Consider the following 18,493-nt stretch of genomic DNA (forward strand, 5'->3'; position numbering starts at 1 on the left):
TTACGGTAATTTCAAATATGAACTGGTAATGCAAACTTGTATAAAAGTAAGGAAAGCATCCCGAATAGCATGACTAATTTATAGAGATTACTAAGTTGATGGTAATCTTGCTTCGATTTGGCGTAGCAGGTTTTAATGAAGGTGAAAATTAGCGGCGCTACTACCAGAGCTAAAAAATAAAGAACCGCCACTTGAATGTTATATAAGGTGTTGATAACATAATAAATGACAGCTAGGAGCGGAATGATGCTAAAAATTATTAAAATCGTTCGGGTTCGGGCTCTTCCCATAGCAATGGGTAAAGTGTTCATGCCAGCTTTGTAGTCGCCGTTAATATCTTCTAGGTCTTTTGCGATTTCTCGAAGCAGATTGAGCATGAAGGCAAATAAGGCATAATGCCAAATGACTTCAAAAAGGGTGAGTTGTATCTCTCGGTTTTGTGGCGTCATCACAGGTAATAAATCAAATAAACCGACAATAATTAAGCTTAACCCAACCAGTACTGAAATAACTAAATTACCAATTAAAGGCATTTGTTTTAAGGTGGTGGAGTACACATAAAGCAAAGCGGATATTAACACGAATATCGTGAAAAATGGCGCTTTGTTTACGGCGTGTGACAAGTAAAATCCTAAGGCAACACCAATAATATTGAAAGTGATGAAAAGATTATACGCTGCTTTTTCTGAAATGCCAGAACCAATAATGATCTTATCGGGCTTATTAACGAAATCGGTTTCAATATCGTTAATGTCGTTGATAATATTTCCAGCTGCAGCAATACAAGTGGTCGCTAGTGACAAAACTGAAATCCCTACAAAATCCAAAGCCGTATCAATGCCAAAAGGCTCCAAAAGCGCGTACTTGATTAGGAATTGTACTAAGACAATCATAATCAGGTTTTTCCAACGAATGAGGTTTAAAAAGGCTTTGACGGGGGACAAGGGATGATTTGTGATTTACTATTGATTATTGATTATTTGTGTGGCTTACGGCATATAGCATAGGGCAATTTATTATTGACTATTGACTTTTAAACTGTGTTTAATTTTTTCTGCCTATCTAATATTTACCATTTAATATTTAATATCGCTTAGACTTTAAACTTTAAACCTGAAACCCATAAACTAATGATGATGCGCCGAAAAATTCCCACTCCATTTACTCTGAATTTTCAGAACCTGTTCAATAACATCTCTTACAGCGCCTTCGCCACCTTTTTTATGTGAAATGTATTTTGAAATGTTTTTTATTTCAGGTACGGCGTCTTGCGGACAACAAGGTAGGCCTATAATTTGCATCACCGGGTAGTCTGGTATATCATCGCCCATGTATAGGACGTTTTCAGCGTTGATGTTATTCTTTTTAAAATAATCTTCTAACTGTTCAATTTTATTTTTAGCACCTAAGTAAATGTCTTTAATACCCAGGTTTTCTAATCGAACTCTCACACCTTCATTTTTACCACCAGAAATAATACAGATATTATAACCTTGAGCTGCGGCAGTACTCAAAGCGTAGCCGTCTTTCGTGTTCATAGTTCTTAACATTTCTCCAGATGTGGTAACGGTTACCGATCCGTCTGTTAAAACGCCATCAACATCAAAAATAAATGTGGTAATATGTTCTAGGTATTCTTTATAGCTTTTTTCTTCCATGGGTATGTTGAATTGATTTTGTTAGTAGCTTATAGATGTCTTTGTGCTCTTGTTTTTCCAATAATTTTAAATGCGCATTTATAGTTTTTTTATCGTTGCGCTTGGCAGGGCCAGTTTGCGCCATATAAGGCGACATGTCTTGAACTTTTTTAGCTGTTTCCAGAATTAAAGGTTTTAGCATGTCGAATTCGGCACCTTCACTTTCAGTAATTTCATGAGCAATGCGATAAAGCTGGTTGGTGAAATTATTCACATAAACAGCCGCTAAATGCAGGGTGCGACGTTGATCGCTATTCACCCGCTTGGTTGGAGATCCTAGACTTACAGCTACTTTTTTAAGTAAAGGATAACTTTTTTTATCAATGGTTTCAATGCAAATAGGTACATTGGCGAAATCGACATCGGCATCTTTACTAAAGGTTTGTAAGGGATACAGCACGCCACGTTTGAGTTTTTTATCCAAATCATAAACACCAACGCTTCCCGAAGTATGCACGACCAATTTGTCCTCAAAAGGTAATTTTGAAGAAAGTTCAGCTATACTATCGTCGCTAACCGTTAGAATATATAGATCTGCATCAACTAAATCATCTAGATTATCGCAGGTATTAACCTGTTTACTGTATGGTTTTAGCTTGTCCAAAGTTCGGTTATACCATTGTATTACAGAAACTTCGTTCGTTTTATTAAACGCTTTAAATAAGTGTGTGGCCACGTTTCCCGCGCCAAGAATTACTACTGAAATCATGCCGCTAAAATAGGTAATATTAGCCTATTTAAAAACCTATTGTTCTATCTTTGTGTTATGGAGAAAAAAGATATTAAAACCAGAGACGACGTGTTTTTGTTAGTTTCCTCTTTCTATGATAAAATCCGTAGCGATGCAGAATTAGGCCCGTTTTTTAATGATTTAATTAAAGATTGGCCTGCGCATATCGAAAATTTAACCAATTTCTGGGAAGCCAGTTTGTTTCTAAAAACCAAGTATTTGGGTAATCCTTTAGAGGCGCATATAAAAGTCGATCAAGAAAATAATCATATCATAAACGAGCGTCATTTCGGACTGTGGCTAAACCTATGGTTTAAAACAATTGACGAACTTTTTGAAGGCGATTACGCCCAAAATGCCAAGCATCGTGCTCGTAAAATGGGCACTTTTTTATACCTAAAAATATTCGAAGCGCGAGGGAATCGGGGGTAGGTATAATCGTATTTTACAATCACATAATTTTTCTCTGTGTGTCTCTGTGTATACTCTGCGGATCTCAGTGAAATAACATTTTTACACAAAGCTACACAAAGCTACACAGAGAAACACAGAGCTTCACGGAGATTTATAAGCATATAGGAGCCTTTGTGTGTCTCGTGTAAACTCAGCGAATCTCAGTGTTATAACATTTTTACACAAAGCTACACAGAGATACACAGAGCTTCATGGAGATTTACAAGCAAATAGGAGCCTTTGTGTGTCTCTGTAAAAACTCAGCGGATCTCAGTGAAATAACATTTTTACACAAAGCTACACAGAGATACACAGAGCTTCATGGAGATTTACAAGCAAATAGGAGCCTTTGTGTGTCTCTGTAAAAACTCAGCGGATCTCAGTGAAATAACATTTTTACACAAAGCTACACAGAGAAACACAGAGCCTCACGGAGATTTACAAGCAAATAGGAGCCTTTGCGTGTCTCTGTGCAAACTCAGCGGATCTCAGTGAAATAACATTTTTACACAAAGCTACATAGAGAAAACACAGAGCCTCACGGAGATTTACAAGCAAATAGGAGCCTTTGTGTGTCTCTGTGCAAACTCAGCGCATCTCAGTGAAATAACATTTTTACACAAAGCTACACAGAGAAACACAGGGCTTCACGGAGATTTACAAGTAAATGGGAGCTTTTGTGTGTCTCTGTGTAAACTCAGCGCATCTCAGTGAAATAACATTTTTACGCAAAGCTACATAGAGAAAACACAGAGCCTCACGGAGATTTACAAGCAAATAGGAGCCTTTGTGTGTCTCTGTGCAAACTCAGCGGATCTCAGTGAAATAACATTTTTACACAAAGCTACACAGAGAAACACAGAGCCTCACGGAGATTTACAAGCAAATAGGAGCCTTTGTGTGTCTCTGTGCAAACTCAGCGGATCTCAGTGAAATAACATTTTTACACAAAGCTACACAGAGAAACACAGAGCCTCACGGAGATTTACAAGCAAATAGGAGCCTTTGTGTGTCTCTGTGCAAACTCAGCGGATCTCAGTGAAATAACATTTTTACACAAAGCTACACAGAGAAACACAGAGCTTCACGGAGATTTACAAGCAAATAGAAGCCTTTGTGTGTCTCTGTAAAAACTCAGTGAATCTCAGTGAAATAACATTTTTACGCAAAGCTACACAGAGAAACACAGAGCTTCACGGAGATTTACAAGCAAATAGAAGCCTTTGTGTGTCTCTGTAAAAACTCAGTGAATCTCAGTGAAATAACATTTTTACGCAAAGCTACACAGAGAAAACGCAGAGCTTCACGGAGATTTATAAGCAAATAGAAGCCTTTGTGTGTCTCTGTGTAAACTCAGCGGATCTCAGTGAAATAACATTTTTACACAAAGCTACACAGAGAAAACGCAGAGCTTTATCGAAAGTGATAATTAGAATACATTCTTTGTGTGTCTCTGTGGAACTCAGGGCATCTCAGCGTAAAAGCTTAATTATACAAAGCTACACAGAGAAAACGCAGAGTTTCAAGGAGATTTAAAAGCAAATAGAAGCCTTTGTGTGTCTCTGTGGAACTCAGCGGATCTCAGTGAAATAACATTTTTACGCAAAGCTACACAGAGAAAACACAGAGCTTTACAGAGAATAAATGACATAATGAAGCCTTTATATTTCTTCATGAAATAAAACACACCTCAAAGTTTCAGAAAGAAAGGCGTTACCAATATAAAGGCAGCAATTCAACCTACAACTCATTGAATTAGCCTCTATTTTTTGAATACTTTAACACTTCAAAACAAACTTAAATCCTTAAATTTGCGCGACCTCAAAAAAGGCAATTCATTATGCAGAAAAAACTCGCCAACATTTTATTTTCTACCAAAGTTACAGCCGTTTTATTTATCGTATTTGCAGCTTCCATGGCGGTAGGGACTTTTTTAGATGCCGGACAAGAAACATCACCTACACCTTACACTAGAAACTTAATCTATAATGCTTGGTGGTTTGAAGCCATTATGGGGTTTTTTATTGTTAACTTTTTAGGGAATGTGGTGCGTTTTCGTTTGTACAAAAAGGAAAAATGGGCAACTTTTATTCTGCACTTGGCTTTTATTTTTATTCTTTTAGGTGCTTTTATCACAAGATATATTAGTTATGAAGGGATGATGGCTATTCGTGAGGGTGCTACGGAAAACACGTTTCTTTCTCAAAAAACATACATTACAGCTTTTATTGATGGCGATTATGAAATTGATGGTGTCCCACAGCGTTTGCCAATAGAGCGTGAGGTTGATTTTTCAGGACGTATGGAAAATCATTTTGAAATAGACACCAAATACAATCAGCAGCCTGTAAAGATCACTTTAGAGAAATTTATTGTTGGTGCTGAAGAAGATATCGTACCGAATGAAAACGGCGAAGAATATTTGAAATTAGTAGAAGCAGGAAGCAGTGGACCTCATAATCATTTTCTTAAAGTAGGTGAGGTGCAAAGTGTTCACGGTATTTTAGTGGCTTTAAACAAACCTACTGAAGGCGCGATTAATATCAACTATGCAAATGACGAGCTTACTATTAAATCGCCATTTGAAGGTGAATACATGACCATGGCCACTATGGCTCAAGGTAAATTGGTTAAAGACAGCTTACAGCCTTTAATTTTACGTTCGAGATATGTTATAGGAAACATGCAAATGGTATTTCCTAAGCCTGTTGTAAAAGGGGAGTTTGATATTGTTGAAGGGTCTGCTTTGTTAAAAAGTAGTACTACCGATGGTGTTAAACTACGTGTAAGCTCTAATGGCGAGTCTAAAACCGTTGCTGTTCTTGGTAATAAAGGAAGTAGTGGAACATTTAAACAAATTTCAGTTGGAGGTTTAGATATTGCCTTGAAATATGGTTCTAAAGTTTTAGAATTGCCTTTTGCAATAAAACTTAATGATTTTGAAGCCGAACGTTACCCAGGAACAGAAAATGGATACGCTGCTTTCTCTAGTGAAGTAACCGTCATTGATGACACTCAAGATGATTTCGATTATAAAATTTATATGAATAATATCTTAGATCACCGCGGATTTCGCTTTTTCCAATCGAGTTTTGATCCCGATGAAAAAGGTACTATTCTATCTGTAAACCACGATTATTGGGGAACTTTAATAACTTATATCGGTTACTTCATGCTGTACTTTGGTTTGCTTGCTATCATTTTTACCAAACATTCTCGGTTTGGAGACTTGAGAAGACAGTTGGCTAAAATAAAATCTAAAAAGGCTAAACTATTAACGGTATTGGGGCTTTGTTTCAGTTTGTCTGGAATCGCTCAAAACCATGATCATGGCGCGCATAGCCCAGACGACGGTCATAATCACTCCAAGCCTACAAAGGAACAAATCGATTCTATTCTTCAGAAAAATATAACCCCTAAAGAACACGCCGATAAATTTGGTCACTTAGTGATTCAGGATTTAAGCGGACGTATGATGCCTATAAACACCTATGCATCCGAGTTATTGCGTAAGTTGAGTAAGCATGATGATTACGAAAATTTTGACGCGAATCAAGTTTTCTTATCCATTCAAGAGAGTCCGATGTTATGGTATAATGTACCTATCATTTACCTAAAGCCTAAAAAGGGTGATTCTATTAGACATTTAATTAATGCGCCTAAAGATGCGAAGTACGTGGCTTTAGCCGATTTCTTTACTGAAAGAGGCGAGTATAGGTTAGCACCGTTTTTAGAAGAAGCCTATAAAGCACAAGTGCCTAACGGATTTCAAAAGGAATTTAAGGAAACCGACCAACGTGTTAGTTTGCTCTATAATGCTATTGAAGGGATGTCTTTAAAAATTTTCCCAATTCCTGAAGATTCAAATAATAAGTGGATTTCTACTTACGATTATGCTCAGGATATCTCGGTGATTAAAGATTCTTTGTACAGCAATTTTGTGAAAAATGGTTTCAGAACGTATTTATTCAAGCTTAATGAAGCAAAACAAACAGGGAATTTCGACGAAGCTAATAAACTGCTAACGGCGTTTAAGAAAACGCAAGAGCGTTATGGCGCCGAGGTGATGCTAAGCGATAAAAAAATTAAAACCGAAATCCTATATAACAAATACGATATCTTTAAAAAGCTATTTAGCTGGTATATGTATGCGGGAACCTTCATGTTTGTGTTACTTATTGTTCAGATTTTTAACGATAAACACAAATGGATAAACACCGGTGTAACTATATTTAAGTATATCATTGTGGCACTGTTTGTATTGCATACCGCAGGATTAATTACAAGATGGTACATTTCGGGGCATGCACCTTGGAGTGATGCTTACGAATCGATGATTTATGTGGCTTGGGCGACCATGTTATTCGGATTAATTTTTGGACGAAAAAGTGATTTAACATTGGCTTCTACGGCTTTTGTGACGTCTATGATATTGATGATTGCCCACTGGAATTGGATGGATCCAGCTATTGCTAACCTACAACCTGTATTAAATAGTTACTGGTTAATGATTCATGTGGCGGTTATCGTGGCAAGTTATGGTCCTTTTACTTTAGGGATGATTTTAGGTATTGTATCGCTGTTTTTAATGATTTTCACGAACAAGACCAATAAAACTAAAATGGACTTAAACATTAAGGAGCTTACCGTAATAAACGAAATGGCACTTACTGTTGGTTTAGTGATGCTTACTATTGGAAACTTTTTAGGAGGTATGTGGGCTAACGAAAGCTGGGGGCGTTATTGGGGTTGGGATCCTAAAGAAACTTGGGCGCTTATTAGTATCATGATTTATGCCTTTGTAATTCACATGCGTTTGGTACCTGGTTTACGTGGTCGTTGGATTTATAATCTACTTTCTATTGTCGCTTTTGCGAGTATTTTAATGACCTATTTTGGGGTGAATTTCTACCTGGCTGGTCTACACAGTTATGCTAGTGGTGATCAAATTGTAAGTGTGAAATTTATTGCGATTGCTTGCGTTCTAATCGCTATTTTAGGATTTTTCTCTTACCGAGGATATGCGAAATACTATAAAAAGTAATTTTTTGTAAGCTTGGTGTAAAGTTTGAAGTTTTTTCCGACTTAAAAGTCATACTAACTTTATACTAATCATATGAAAACCTATTTATTACTTTTTTTAAGCGTATTTACTTTAGCTGCTTGCTCTTCTGATGATGATAGTAACGATAGCACGGATGATATGATACCGGAGAAGGCTTCGTACCGAGGGGAATTTGAATCTAAGGCTCACCCAACATCGGGGATTGCCGATATAAATGAAGAACATACCCTTTTAAACCTTACTAATTTTAAGTCTGATGACGGTCCTTCATTGGAACTGTATTTGGCTACAGATGAAGACGCTACTAAATATATTAGTTTAGGGTCTTTAAAAGGCTTAGACGGGAATTATGAATATGCCACTCCTGAAGATATAGATTTTTCAGAATATGACCATGTTATCGTTTGGTGCGTGCCTTTTGGAGTTAATTTTGGGCAGGCCGTTCTAGAAATGAATTAAATTAAATTTGAAATATAATTATAGCCTAAGGCTATTAAAATAGCAAGACCGAAACTTAATAGGGTACCAATTAAAACGTATTCTGTTAATTTTCGGTCTTTTGCTTTTGATAAATCTCCAAAGCGAAATACCGATTTTGCTGCTATTAAAAAACCAACACCTTCCCAGTGATTGGTTATAATAAACATAAAAACAAACAGGCGTTCTAAAATACCTATATAAGCACCTGCATCTTTTAGTGAAGATTCGTTATCAAAATCTTTCAAATCCCATTTAGAAATAATGGTTTTCATAACCACCGAAGTCACCTGGGTTAAACATACAAAGCTTGTTAGAAGTAGTAAGGTCTTGGCTTCAAAAATAAAGTGGAGGTCAACTTTAAAAGGGTAATAAATAGACAGAACAAGCCCTATAATAATAAAGTGAGCCAATTGGTCTAGAGCGAATAGTATGCGATTGTTAGTGCGATCGTTTAAATGAAGTTTAGCCAAATCTATTATAAAATGCGAAACCGTAATAAGTGTAATACCTATCCAATAACTGAAATCGAATTGCAACAGAATAATAAGGACTACAAAATGCACAAAAACATGCCAATAAAGGTATTTCGATTGGTGTTTGTGTTTTTCTTTATGACGAACCCATGCGTTTGGCTGACATACAAAATCGCCAATAAAGTGCGCTAAAAATAATTTAAGAGCCAGAACTAACATAGATTTTGTATTTGTGTTTTATAGTAGTTTAAAAGTTTGTTGAGCTCGTCTAAACCAGCACGTTTTAAACCCTGACTGATGTTTCCTTGGGTTTTATCAAGGAGTTCTGCCAATTCATTTTGATTGTAGTTAGGGTGCTCTAAAGTGGTTTTTATTAAGGTTGCCGAAGTACTCGTCCAATGATTTATGGTAAGTTGCGCCAATTCTAACATGATGTTTATGGTGGTGTCAAACTCAGTAAACGGCGATTTTATGGCTAGAGTGGTTTTCTTTAAATTTTCAAAACACTCCCCAGAATTTATAAAGGCTTCTCCGTTAGATTCTGTGATGTTTTTTGAGGTGAACGACTTTTTTCCAAGGCCAATAGCTAGGCGTACATCAATGTTTTTAAACTGTTTTATGGTCGCTTTTATTAAAATACAGGCGTGTAAGGCCTCACCAGGAGCAACCTCCAATTGAAAGCTATCACCTCTGTAAATCTCCCATTGGCTAGGCGTTTCACCAAAATGGTTTAAAATAGACTTAAGGGCTTCCAGCCAGTTTTGGGGTGAGCTTTCCTTAGAGTTTATTATATCGCCTGTTATAATGCTTATCATTTTAAAAACTAATGTTTTATCAAATGTATTCTTTTTTATTTAATACAGCAAATTATTAGCTTAAAAACTAATAAACTTAATTATTAGTTAATTTGCTAATATTTGTAATTATTAGTCTTTGAGATGATAAAATCATTCAGTTGAATTGTTAATATTTTTTCTGAAATAGAATATCTTTGCGGTCTTAAAAATTACGATTAATAGCCTATGAAATTACTAAAAGAGTTTAAAGAATTTGCCGTAAAGGGGAACATGATCGACATGGCTGTGGGGATTATAATAGGGGCGTCTTTTAATAAGGTGATTGATGTTTTAGTGAAAAAAATATTTTTACCACCTTTATCCTTACTAACCGATGGTGTTAATTTTGAAGATAAAAAACTGATTCTAAAAGATGCTGTTTTAGATGCTTCTGGGGCAATTGCCAAGGAAGAAATTGCAATAGGTTATGGGGCTTTGGGTGAGGCGCTAGTCGATTTTTTAGTTGTAGGTTTTACCGTTTTTGTAGTGGTTAAATTTATGAACCGATTGCGCAAAAGAGCACACGATACCAAGGATAAGGCAGTGGCGCCTCCTAAAGATATTGAGTTATTATCCAGACTTACCACACTTATGGAAGAGCAAAACGCGTTATTAAAATCTAAAAAATAAAACGGCTATGGCTAAAACAGGAAGAGAAAAAAACACAAAAAATAAAGCCAAACATTCCAAGCTCATGGCTAGAAAAGAAAACAAAAAAAGAGCAGAAGCTACTTTACGAAAAGAACGTTTAAAGGCTATTATTCAAAAAGCTAATGCGCAAAAAGATGATGGTGAGGCTTAAAAAAGCTTTGTTATTTTATCGTATGAAATCTCTTTGAAATCGCTAATAACCATATCGGCAATAGAGTAATCTTGATTTTTAGAGTGAAAGCTGTCGTAACCCACACAAAAAATGTCAGCATTTTTGGCTGCTTTCATCCCATTGGTAGAGTCTTCAATAACCATACATTCTTCTTTTTTGAATCCCGTAGCTTCAGCAGACTTAATAAAAATTTCTGGATGTGGCTTAGATTCTTTTAAATCCCCACCGCTAAATTTCGCTGTAAAATATTGATGCAAATCGAATCTATCAAAAATTTGATTGATGCTGGTCATCGCCGCAGAAGATCCTAAAACCAAAGTTAAACCATTGCTATGGTAATCCTTAATTAAATCTAAAACCCCGTCAATTAACCCTAAAGAAGAGTTGTGTTCAAAAAAATGTTTAAAATAATGACGCTTACGCTGAACTAAGGTTTCGGGAGCCTGATCCAAATTAAAATGATCACACAAACGCTTACAAATATTGATGGTAGATTGCCCAGTAAAGGATTCGTATAGGTCTTTTGAAACATCAATACCTACTTCATTAAACATATCGTGATAAGCCTTGTTGTGCATGGGTTCGCTGTCAATAATTACCCCATCCATATCAAAAATAACCGCTTTTAACATCTCAATTTTTTTTGTGTAAATATAATAAGATTAAAAAGTTTAAAAGGTCTAGTTTCTCGAAAATTGAAGTGAGACTAATTCCGCGAAAGCGAACTCTTAAAAAACACTAATTTTTACAAGTACCTTGCATAAATTGAAAATAAGACTCCTTTAAAGCGAAATTATTTTAAACTTTGTAGCCTGAAGGCGTTTAAAGCGTGTATTTTATCATTTAATTGAATTACTATCAAAACACATTCAAATATGCATCCCAAAAACAAGCATAAATCGGGCTACGATCTTGAGGCCTTAATACTCGTGTATCCCGAATTGAAAATCTATGTTTTTGAAAATAAATACAACACCCAAACCATAGATTTTGCTAACCCTAAGGCGGTTAAAGCTTTGAATACGGCTTTGCTTTTTCAATATTATAACATAAAGTTCTGGGAGTTTCCAGATACCAATTTATGTCCGCCTATCCCTGGCCGCGTGGACTATATCCATCATATAGCAGGTTTTTTAGAAGCTTCAGGAATTAACAGTCATATTAAGGTTTTAGACATTGGTACCGGGGCAAGTTGTATTTATCCTATTTTGGGACAAGCAGAATATGGATGGACCTTTGTGGGCACCGATATAGATGATAAATCCTTAGCTTATGCTCAGAAAATCATAGATAAAAATGAGCTGAATACTGCGATAACGCTAAGGAAACAACAAGATGCTTCTCATATTTTAAAAGGTGTGGTAAATGAAGCTGATAGTTTTTCGGTTTCGCTTTGTAATCCGCCATTTTTTAAATCGGAAGCTGAAGCTTTAGAGGCCACCATAAAAAAGTTAAAAGGTTTAAAAAATGAAGTAGGGCAGGTGATCAGAAACTTTTCTGGTACCCAAAATGAATTATGGTATCGTGGAGGCGAGAAGGCGTTTTTGCATAATTATATTTTTGAAAGTACTTTTTATAAAGAACAGTGCCTCTGGTTTACAAGTTTAGTGTCTAAAAAAGACTTGATACGAGGCTTAAAAACCTCACTTAAAAAATTAGGTGCTACCGAAGTAAAAGTTATAGAAATGGGACAAGGCAATAAATTGTCTCGAATAGTAGCATGGACGTTTCAATAGAGGGATCGTAATAAAAGGAATATTAGCCAGTTTTTAGTAAGCTTTTAAAGTCAATTACGATTAAAGGTCTTATTTTGTAAGTACATTATTTTTAGTTTTTAAGATTAAGAAATAGATATGAAGTTAGATATTTTAGCCATAGGAGCACACCCCGATGATGTCGAATTAGGCTGTGGCGCCACGATAGCCAAAGAAGTTGCTCAAGGCAAAAAGGTTGGTGTTGTCGATTTAACACAAGGGGAGTTAGGTACTAGAGGTACCGCCGAAACCAGAAAAGTGGAAGCTGCCAATGCCGCTAAAATTTTAGGCATTTCGGTTCGAGAAAATTTAGGCTTTTCTGATGCTTTTTTTGTGAACGATCAAGCGCATCAGTTGGAGGTTATAAAAATGATAAGAAAATATAAACCAGAGATGGTGCTTTGTAATGCTATTGATGACAGACATATAGACCATGGTAAAGCCAGTAAATTGGTTAGTGATGCCTGTTTTTTAAGCGGATTAACAAAAATAGAAACCACCTTAGACGGATTTTTACAAGAGGCATGGCGACCAAAGTTTGTTTATCATTACATCCAATGGAAAAATATAGAACCCGGTGTGGTTGTTGATGTTTCTGGTTTTATCGATAAAAAAATGGAAGCGGTTTTAGCCTATAAAACCCAATTTTTCGATCCTAAAAGTAAAGCGCCTGAAACACCGATATCTAGCAAAAATTTTACCGATAGTGTTATTTATAGAGCCAGAGACCTAGGGAGATTGATAGGAACCGAGCATGGCGAAGGCTTCACAGTAGAGCGATATCCCGCTGTTAGTAGTTTGTTCGATTTAAAGTAGTTAGCTTTGAAGCGGAAAAAAAATTAAAAATTTCTGTAAAATTTTTAAAAAAGTCTTTGTTGGAAAGACTTAAAACGTTTACATTTGCACACGCATTACAAAATGCAGTTACACGGTGGTTGTAGCTCAGTTGGTTAGAGCATCGGTTTGTGGTACCGAGGGTCGTGGGTTCGAATCCCATCTTCCACCCAAAACAAGAGCCTTTCAAGAAATTGAAAGGCTTTTTTTGTGGATTAAAACAGCCTAAATTAAATTAATCTAGAGTTTTAGAACTTTCATAGAAGATTCTCGAATATTTAAATTACCATTTAAAACAACCGTTTGATAGATACTACTCTCTTTGTTATCAATTTGTTTTAATAATAATTCAGCAGCGGTTTTTCCAATAAGTTTTGTAGGCTGGCTTACGCTTGTTAACTGAGGGTCTACAAATTCGCTAAGTTGGGTTTCAGAAAAACCTGCGAAAGCAATATCTTTTGGAATTTTAAAACCATGTTGTTTAAAAACACGCATGGCTCCAATAGCGCAATAATCATTCGAAGAAAATATTGCATCAGGGATGTTTTTAGTTTCAATAAAACGAGTCGCTATTTCTTCACCATCTTCAACCGTTAAATGACTATAAATAATTTTTTGTGGAACTAATTTATGTTTTGTCATAGCGTCCTTATAACCACTAATTCTATTATTCGTATAACTGTATTTTTTCTTTGGTGCGATGTGTATAATATTTTTTAGGCCTTGCTGAATTAGGTGTTCAGTAGTAAAAAATGCCCATTTGTAATCGTCAAAAAGTACTTTAGTGGCTTCTAGTTCATCAATAACACGATTAAAAAACACAATAGGAAGCCCCTTGGCTATTAACTGTTTGTAATAAGCGATGTTTTCTTCTTCAGAACATAAGGAAATAATTAGGCCGTCTACCATATTGTCAACTAAGGTTTCTACATTTTTTCGTTCTGTTTCCGAAGATTCATTGGATTGCATTAATAAAACCTGGTAGTTATGCTCTAATAATACATTTTGTGCACCTAAAATAACTTGTGGGAAATATGATTTTTCAAACTCAGGAACAACAATACCAATATTAAAACTGCGCTGTTGAATTAATTTTTTAGCCATAGGATTAGGTCTGTAACCTAACTCTTTAGCTGTTTTTAAAATCAATTCTTTGGTATCTTGACGGATGTCATATTTGTCATTAAAAGCTCTAGATACTGTTGAAATAGAAACGTTTAGTTTCTTGGCGATGTCTTTAATGGTAATATGTTTCATAAGTGATTATTTCAAACAAATATATAGAATAAAAGTTTTCGGGAATTTCGGAAACGTTTTCGGAAATAAATATCGTTTTCGGGAACGTTTCCGTAACTATTTCTAGTTGAAATAAAATTCGAGTTACAAAGCTTCACTATTTTTATAGAGAAAATTATAATTAATGAATAATATAGACATCATTGTAATTCTTGTATTTACGGCATTGGTATTTGTGTGCGGAATGAGTTTTTCGAAAAGCGGAAAAAACATGAAATCCTTTTTTGCTGCGGGAGGTAATTTACCTTGGTGGATGAGTGGTTTATCCTTGTTTATGAGTTTTTTCTCAGCAGGTACTTTCGTCGTTTGGGGTTCCATTGCTTATTCAAACGGGTTGGTTGCTGTCACCATACAGTGGACCATGTGTTTGGCTGGTATTATTATTGCTTTTCTCATCGCTCCTAAATGGCAAAGAACCAAAGTGCTTACTGTGGCTCAATTTATTACCGAAAGATTAGGAGCAAAAACCCAAAAAATATACACCTATTTATTTTTAATAATATCCATGTTTACTACTGGTGCATTTTTATATCCTGTAGCTAAAATATTGGAGGTTTCAACCGGAGTTCCAATAACAACAAGTATTATCTTTTTAGGTGTTTTGATACTGATATATACCGCTGTTGGCGGACTGTGGGCGGTAATTGTTACCGATGTGCTTCAGTTTGTGGTGCTTACAGCCGCTGTTTTAATTGTATTACCATTGTCTATCGATAAGATTGACGGACTTCAAAATTTTGTAACGCTGGCACCCGAAGGTTTTTTCGATTTGGTAAATCAAGAATATTCACTAGGGTTCATGGTTGCTTTTGGACTGTATAATTTGTTTTTTATAGCGGGTAACTGGGCCTATGTCCAGCGATATACAAGTGTGTCTAATTCAAAAGAAGCTAAAAAAGTGGGATTGCTGTTTGGCGGACTTTATCTGGTTAGTCCAATTATATGGATGCTACCTCCAATGATTTACAGTGTTTTAAATCCAGGACTTCCAAAATTAGCAGACGAAGGGGCGTATTTATTAATGTGTAAAGACGTGTTGCCTATTGGCATGTTAGGATTGATGCTTGGAGGGATGGTTTTTGCAACCTCTAGCTCCGTAAATACCACATTAAATATATCTGCAGGCGTACTAAGTAACGATATTTTTAAAAGATTATATCCTACAACCTCATCGGAGAAATTAGTAAAGGTTGGTAAGTTAGCAACGGTTGTACTCGGGTTAATTACCATAGGTATAGCCTTGTTGGTACCGTATATGGGAGGTATTGTAGAGGTGGTTATGAGTTTAGCAGCCATAACTGGTGGCGCGATGTTTTTACCTCCAATTTGGGCATTGTTTTCTAATAAATTAACAGGAAAAAGTGCTTTAATGGTAACTATATGTTCGCTAATCATAAATGCTTTCTTAAAGTTTTTAATACCCATATTATTTGATTTTAAACTGGATAGAGCTAGCGAAATGATGTTTGGTGTTGGTGTTCCGGTTGTTTTACTCGTGATGGTAGAATTGTATTTTAACTTAACTAACCAAACGGCTATTGATTATACGCGATATATCAAATTAAAAGAAGACCATCACCTTGAAGATGAGGAAGAGGACGAAGAGGATACTAATAAACGTGGAGCTCTAGTTATCGGTATTGGTGTTCTATGTACAGGAATATTAATGTTGGTATTGGCTGTTATCGCAGAAAAAGGTCAGGGTTCGGTAACAATCATAGGGAGTTTAGTTTTCATTTTAGGAGGGTATATTATTTATAAAAATAAAGCATGATAGTACAGGGATTTAATAAAACAATTCGAACAAATAAACAGCTTGATTTTATTAGTGATTTTGTTATTGTTGGCGGAGGTTTAGCCGGTGTTTGTGCAGCTATTACATCAGCTAGAAAAGGTGTAAAAACAACTTTAATACAAGATCGTCCTGTGTTAGGTGGTAATGCCTCATCTGAAGTCCGACTTTGGGCGTTAGGGGCAACATCTCATATGGGAAACAACAACCGTTGGTCCAGAGAAGGTGGGGTGGTTAATGAAATTTTCGTAGAGAATTTATATCGAAATAAAGAAGGTAACCCCGTTATTTTTGATACCATTTTAATTGATAAAGTTTTAGCCGAAAAAAACATTACACTGTTGTTAAATACAGCAGTTTATGATACGGTAAAAAATGGCGATCATAAAATAGCTTCTGTAAAGGCTTATAATAGTCAGAATGCTACTTTTTATAACATTTCAGCACCACTTTTTTGTGATGCTTCTGGCGATGGTATTGTTGCTTTTCAAGCAGGAGCAAGCTTTAGAATTGGTGCAGAAGCAAAAGAAGAATTTGGCGAATTATTTGCTCCCGATATAGCTTACGGAGAGCTGTTGGGGCATTCAATCTTTTTCTATACTAAACGCGCTTCTAAACCCGTAAAATACGTGGCGCCAGAGTACGCTTTAAAGGATATTACCAAAGTACCACGATATAAAATCATTGAAAAAGACGATACCGGTTGTCGTTTTTGGTGGTTAGAGTACGGAGGAAGAAAAGATACCATTCACGATACTGAAGAAATTAAACATGAACTCTGGAAAGTTGTGTATGGCGTTTGGGATTACATCAAAAATTCGGGTGAATTTGAAGATGTCGAAAATTTAACCTTAGAATGGGTTGGTAATATTCCCGGAAAAAGGGAAAGTCGTCGTTTTGAAGGCCTTTATATGATGAAGCAACAAGACGTTATAGAGCAAAAAAGATTTGACGACGCTATAGGTTATGGTGGTTGGGCCATAGATCTTCATCCTGCCGATGGTGTTTATAGTGATAAATCGGGGTGTACACAATGGCATAGTAAAGGAATTTATGATATTCCTTATAGCAGTTTTGTAAATAAAGACATCGATAATTTATTAATGGCTGGCAGAATTATAAGCGCTTCGCATGTGGCTTTTGGTTCAACACGAGTTATGGCTACCACAGGGTTTACTGCTCAGGCAGTAGGAATGGCAGCAGCTATTTGTGTGTCAGAAGGCATTCAACCAGCCGATATTTTGAAAAACGGTAAAATAAAACAGTTGCAAAATGAATTGAATTTAATCGGACAAAGTATCCCGAATATTCCAATTGATGCCGAAAGTAATTTGGTTTCAAAAGCAACAGTTACAGCGTCTTCAGAATTGGCACTAGGTACAATTGACTTTGATGGCGATTGGTTGTCTTTAGAAACTTCGGCAGCAGCTTTACTTCCGTTAAAAAAAGAAATAAAATACAACTTTAAAATAGCCGTAAACGCTACTGAAAAAACACAATTAGAAGTCCAATTACGCGTTGCAGAAAAGCAGTATAATTATACTCCAGACATCACTTTAGAAACTGTAATTATTGATATGGTTCCTGGCGAACAAATGGTTGAAGTACCGTTTTCAAAAGCATTAACAAAAGATCAGTATGCTTTTGTGTGTTTTATGGCTAACGAAAAATTGAAAATTCAAGAAAGTAACCAATTATATTCGGGAGTTTTAGCTGTTTTCAATGGTGTAAACAAAGCCGTTTCTAACAATGGAAAACAAACACCACCTGAAAATATTGGTGTAGATGCTTTCGAGTTTTGGATTCCTAAACGTAGACCAGCAGGAAAAAATATTGCTATGGAAATTTCGCCAGCTATTGATGCTTATGGGGTTCAAAATATATCTAATGGCTTTGTTAGACCTTGGGGTACAGCAAATTCGTGGACAGCGGCATTAGACGATAAAAACCCTTCATTAAAAATAGAATGGCAAGAAGTAGAAGAACTTTCAGAAATTAGCTTGTTTTTAGATACAGATTACGATCATGCGATGGAAACCGTGCAATTTGGACATTATGATGATGTGATTCCTTTTTGTTTAAGAAACTATAAAATTACATCGGTAGAAGGTGAAGTATTGGTGGAGGTAAAAGATAATTATCAAGGTTTGAATGTGCATAAACTTAAAAATAAAATAAAAACAAAAGGGGTGTTAATTGAAGTTGAGCATCCTTCAAATAATGTTCCAGCTACAATTTTTGAAGTTGTTTGTCAATAAAA

At 35.8% G+C, this 18,493-nt stretch carries 16 protein-coding genes and 1 tRNA gene; 10 read left to right on the top strand and 7 right to left on the bottom strand.

Annotated features, from left to right (window positions below):
• Positions 1-11 precede the first annotated feature (11 nt).
• From JJL45_RS09345 to JJL45_RS09355, 3 genes are all read right to left on the bottom strand, one after another.
• Positions 12-944: a geranylgeranylglycerol-phosphate geranylgeranyltransferase gene (locus JJL45_RS09345; RefSeq protein WP_262895006.1), complete on the bottom strand. Its 933-nt coding sequence runs from the start codon at positions 942-944 to the stop codon at positions 12-14.
• A gap of 183 nt (positions 945-1,127) precedes the next feature.
• Positions 1,128-1,658 carry a KdsC family phosphatase gene (locus tag JJL45_RS09350; RefSeq protein WP_067147579.1) on the bottom strand — a complete coding sequence of 177 codons (531 nt, stop codon included), beginning with the start codon at positions 1,656-1,658 and terminating at the stop codon, positions 1,128-1,130.
• Positions 1,639-2,406, bottom strand: a complete 768-nt coding sequence (locus tag JJL45_RS09355; protein WP_068604442.1) for a Rossmann-like and DUF2520 domain-containing protein — start codon at positions 2,404-2,406, stop codon at positions 1,639-1,641. The genes JJL45_RS09350 and JJL45_RS09355 overlap by 20 nt, the downstream gene beginning before the upstream one ends.
• Before the next feature lie 57 nt (positions 2,407-2,463).
• On the opposite strand from JJL45_RS09355, the gene JJL45_RS09360 reads away from it, so the two are divergent.
• From JJL45_RS09360 to JJL45_RS09370, 3 genes are all read left to right on the top strand, one after another.
• Complete coding sequence (locus JJL45_RS09360) at positions 2,464-2,859, top strand: group III truncated hemoglobin (protein ID WP_068604440.1); 396 nt, start codon at positions 2,464-2,466, stop codon at positions 2,857-2,859.
• A gap of 1,861 nt (positions 2,860-4,720) precedes the next feature.
• Entirely contained in the window at positions 4,721-7,924 is a 3,204-nt protein-coding gene (gene ccsA, locus JJL45_RS09365; protein WP_068604438.1) for a cytochrome c biogenesis protein, read from the top strand.
• Between the two features lie 72 nt (positions 7,925-7,996).
• The gene (locus JJL45_RS09370) at positions 7,997-8,404 is read left to right on the top strand and encodes a DM13 domain-containing protein (RefSeq protein ID WP_068604436.1); all 408 of its coding nucleotides are present in this window, start codon (positions 7,997-7,999) and stop codon (positions 8,402-8,404) included.
• On the opposite strand, the gene JJL45_RS09375 is transcribed toward JJL45_RS09370, so the two are convergent.
• Together JJL45_RS09375 and JJL45_RS09380 are read right to left on the bottom strand one after the other, a co-directional pair.
• Complete coding sequence (locus JJL45_RS09375; RefSeq protein WP_068604434.1) at positions 8,401-9,117, bottom strand: DUF3307 domain-containing protein; 717 nt, start codon at positions 9,115-9,117, stop codon at positions 8,401-8,403. The genes JJL45_RS09370 and JJL45_RS09375 overlap by 4 nt on opposite strands.
• Positions 9,111-9,713: a SatD family protein gene (locus JJL45_RS09380; protein ID WP_068604432.1), complete on the bottom strand. Its 603-nt coding sequence runs from the start codon at positions 9,711-9,713 to the stop codon at positions 9,111-9,113. Before JJL45_RS09380 ends, JJL45_RS09375 begins: the two co-directional genes overlap by 7 nt.
• A 207-nt stretch (positions 9,714-9,920) precedes the next feature.
• On the opposite strand from JJL45_RS09380, the gene mscL reads away from it, so the two are divergent.
• Both mscL and JJL45_RS09390 read left to right on the top strand, forming a co-directional pair.
• Positions 9,921-10,364, top strand: coding sequence for a large conductance mechanosensitive channel protein MscL (mscL, locus tag JJL45_RS09385; protein WP_068604430.1), 444 nt, complete (start codon positions 9,921-9,923; stop codon positions 10,362-10,364).
• A 7-nt stretch (positions 10,365-10,371) separates the two neighbouring features.
• Positions 10,372-10,536, top strand: coding sequence for a hypothetical protein (locus tag JJL45_RS09390; RefSeq protein WP_202664117.1), 165 nt, complete (start codon positions 10,372-10,374; stop codon positions 10,534-10,536).
• Here JJL45_RS09390 and JJL45_RS09395 read toward each other — a convergent pair.
• Entirely contained in the window at positions 10,533-11,189 is a 657-nt protein-coding gene (locus JJL45_RS09395) for an HAD family hydrolase (RefSeq protein ID WP_068604428.1), read from the bottom strand. The two genes, JJL45_RS09390 and JJL45_RS09395, sit on opposite strands and share 4 nt — an antisense overlap.
• A gap of 243 nt (positions 11,190-11,432) precedes the next feature.
• On the opposite strand from JJL45_RS09395, the gene rlmF reads away from it, so the two are divergent.
• From rlmF to JJL45_RS09410, 3 genes are all read left to right on the top strand, one after another.
• Complete coding sequence (gene rlmF, locus JJL45_RS09400; RefSeq protein WP_068604426.1) at positions 11,433-12,293, top strand: 23S rRNA (adenine(1618)-N(6))-methyltransferase RlmF; 861 nt, start codon at positions 11,433-11,435, stop codon at positions 12,291-12,293.
• 117 nt (positions 12,294-12,410) lie between these two features.
• Positions 12,411-13,127, top strand: a complete 717-nt coding sequence (gene bshB1 / locus JJL45_RS09405) for a bacillithiol biosynthesis deacetylase BshB1 (RefSeq protein ID WP_068604424.1) — start codon at positions 12,411-12,413, stop codon at positions 13,125-13,127.
• Positions 13,128-13,241: 114 nt separating this feature from the next.
• Positions 13,242-13,317: transfer RNA gene (locus tag JJL45_RS09410), tRNA-His, on the top strand.
• Between the two features lie 68 nt (positions 13,318-13,385).
• On the opposite strand, the gene JJL45_RS09415 is transcribed toward JJL45_RS09410, so the two are convergent.
• Positions 13,386-14,402, bottom strand: coding sequence for a LacI family DNA-binding transcriptional regulator (locus tag JJL45_RS09415; RefSeq protein WP_068604422.1), 1,017 nt, complete (start codon positions 14,400-14,402; stop codon positions 13,386-13,388).
• 163 nt (positions 14,403-14,565) lie between these two features.
• Between JJL45_RS09415 and JJL45_RS09420 the strand changes: the two genes are divergently transcribed.
• Both JJL45_RS09420 and JJL45_RS09425 read left to right on the top strand, forming a co-directional pair.
• Positions 14,566-16,215, top strand: a complete 1,650-nt coding sequence (locus tag JJL45_RS09420; RefSeq protein WP_068604420.1) for a sodium:solute symporter family protein — start codon at positions 14,566-14,568, stop codon at positions 16,213-16,215.
• Complete coding sequence (locus JJL45_RS09425; RefSeq protein WP_068604418.1) at positions 16,212-18,491, top strand: FAD-dependent oxidoreductase; 2,280 nt, start codon at positions 16,212-16,214, stop codon at positions 18,489-18,491. Before JJL45_RS09420 ends, JJL45_RS09425 begins: the two co-directional genes overlap by 4 nt.
• Positions 18,492-18,493 lie beyond the last annotated feature (2 nt).

This window comes from Tamlana sp. s12 (genome assembly GCF_016767215.1).
In the GTDB taxonomy this organism is placed as follows: Bacteria; Bacteroidota; Bacteroidia; order Flavobacteriales; family Flavobacteriaceae; genus Pseudotamlana; species Pseudotamlana agarivorans.

What these genes read in the sequence shown, in the direction of transcription:
- JJL45_RS09380 (WP_068604432.1), bottom strand. Translation starts at nt 9,713, where the DNA reads ATGATAAGCATTATAACAGGCGATATAATAAACTCTAAGGAAAGCTCA.
- JJL45_RS09425 (WP_068604418.1), top strand. Translation starts at nt 16,212, where the DNA reads ATGATAGTACAGGGATTTAATAAAACAATTCGAACAAATAAACAGCTT.
- rlmF (WP_068604426.1), top strand. Translation starts at nt 11,433, where the DNA reads ATGCATCCCAAAAACAAGCATAAATCGGGCTACGATCTTGAGGCCTTA.
- JJL45_RS09375 (WP_068604434.1), bottom strand. Translation starts at nt 9,117, where the DNA reads ATGTTAGTTCTGGCTCTTAAATTATTTTTAGCGCACTTTATTGGCGAT.
- JJL45_RS09360 (WP_068604440.1), top strand. Translation starts at nt 2,464, where the DNA reads ATGGAGAAAAAAGATATTAAAACCAGAGACGACGTGTTTTTGTTAGTT.
- JJL45_RS09420 (WP_068604420.1), top strand. Translation starts at nt 14,566, where the DNA reads ATGAATAATATAGACATCATTGTAATTCTTGTATTTACGGCATTGGTA.
- JJL45_RS09415 (WP_068604422.1), bottom strand. Translation starts at nt 14,402, where the DNA reads ATGAAACATATTACCATTAAAGACATCGCCAAGAAACTAAACGTTTCT.
- JJL45_RS09390 (WP_202664117.1), top strand. Translation starts at nt 10,372, where the DNA reads ATGGCTAAAACAGGAAGAGAAAAAAACACAAAAAATAAAGCCAAACAT.
- mscL (WP_068604430.1), top strand. Translation starts at nt 9,921, where the DNA reads ATGAAATTACTAAAAGAGTTTAAAGAATTTGCCGTAAAGGGGAACATG.
- bshB1 (WP_068604424.1), top strand. Translation starts at nt 12,411, where the DNA reads ATGAAGTTAGATATTTTAGCCATAGGAGCACACCCCGATGATGTCGAA.
- ccsA (WP_068604438.1), top strand. Translation starts at nt 4,721, where the DNA reads ATGCAGAAAAAACTCGCCAACATTTTATTTTCTACCAAAGTTACAGCC.
- JJL45_RS09370 (WP_068604436.1), top strand. Translation starts at nt 7,997, where the DNA reads ATGAAAACCTATTTATTACTTTTTTTAAGCGTATTTACTTTAGCTGCT.
- JJL45_RS09355 (WP_068604442.1), bottom strand. Translation starts at nt 2,406, where the DNA reads ATGATTTCAGTAGTAATTCTTGGCGCGGGAAACGTGGCCACACACTTA.
- JJL45_RS09395 (WP_068604428.1), bottom strand. Translation starts at nt 11,189, where the DNA reads ATGTTAAAAGCGGTTATTTTTGATATGGATGGGGTAATTATTGACAGC.
- JJL45_RS09350 (WP_067147579.1), bottom strand. Translation starts at nt 1,658, where the DNA reads ATGGAAGAAAAAAGCTATAAAGAATACCTAGAACATATTACCACATTT.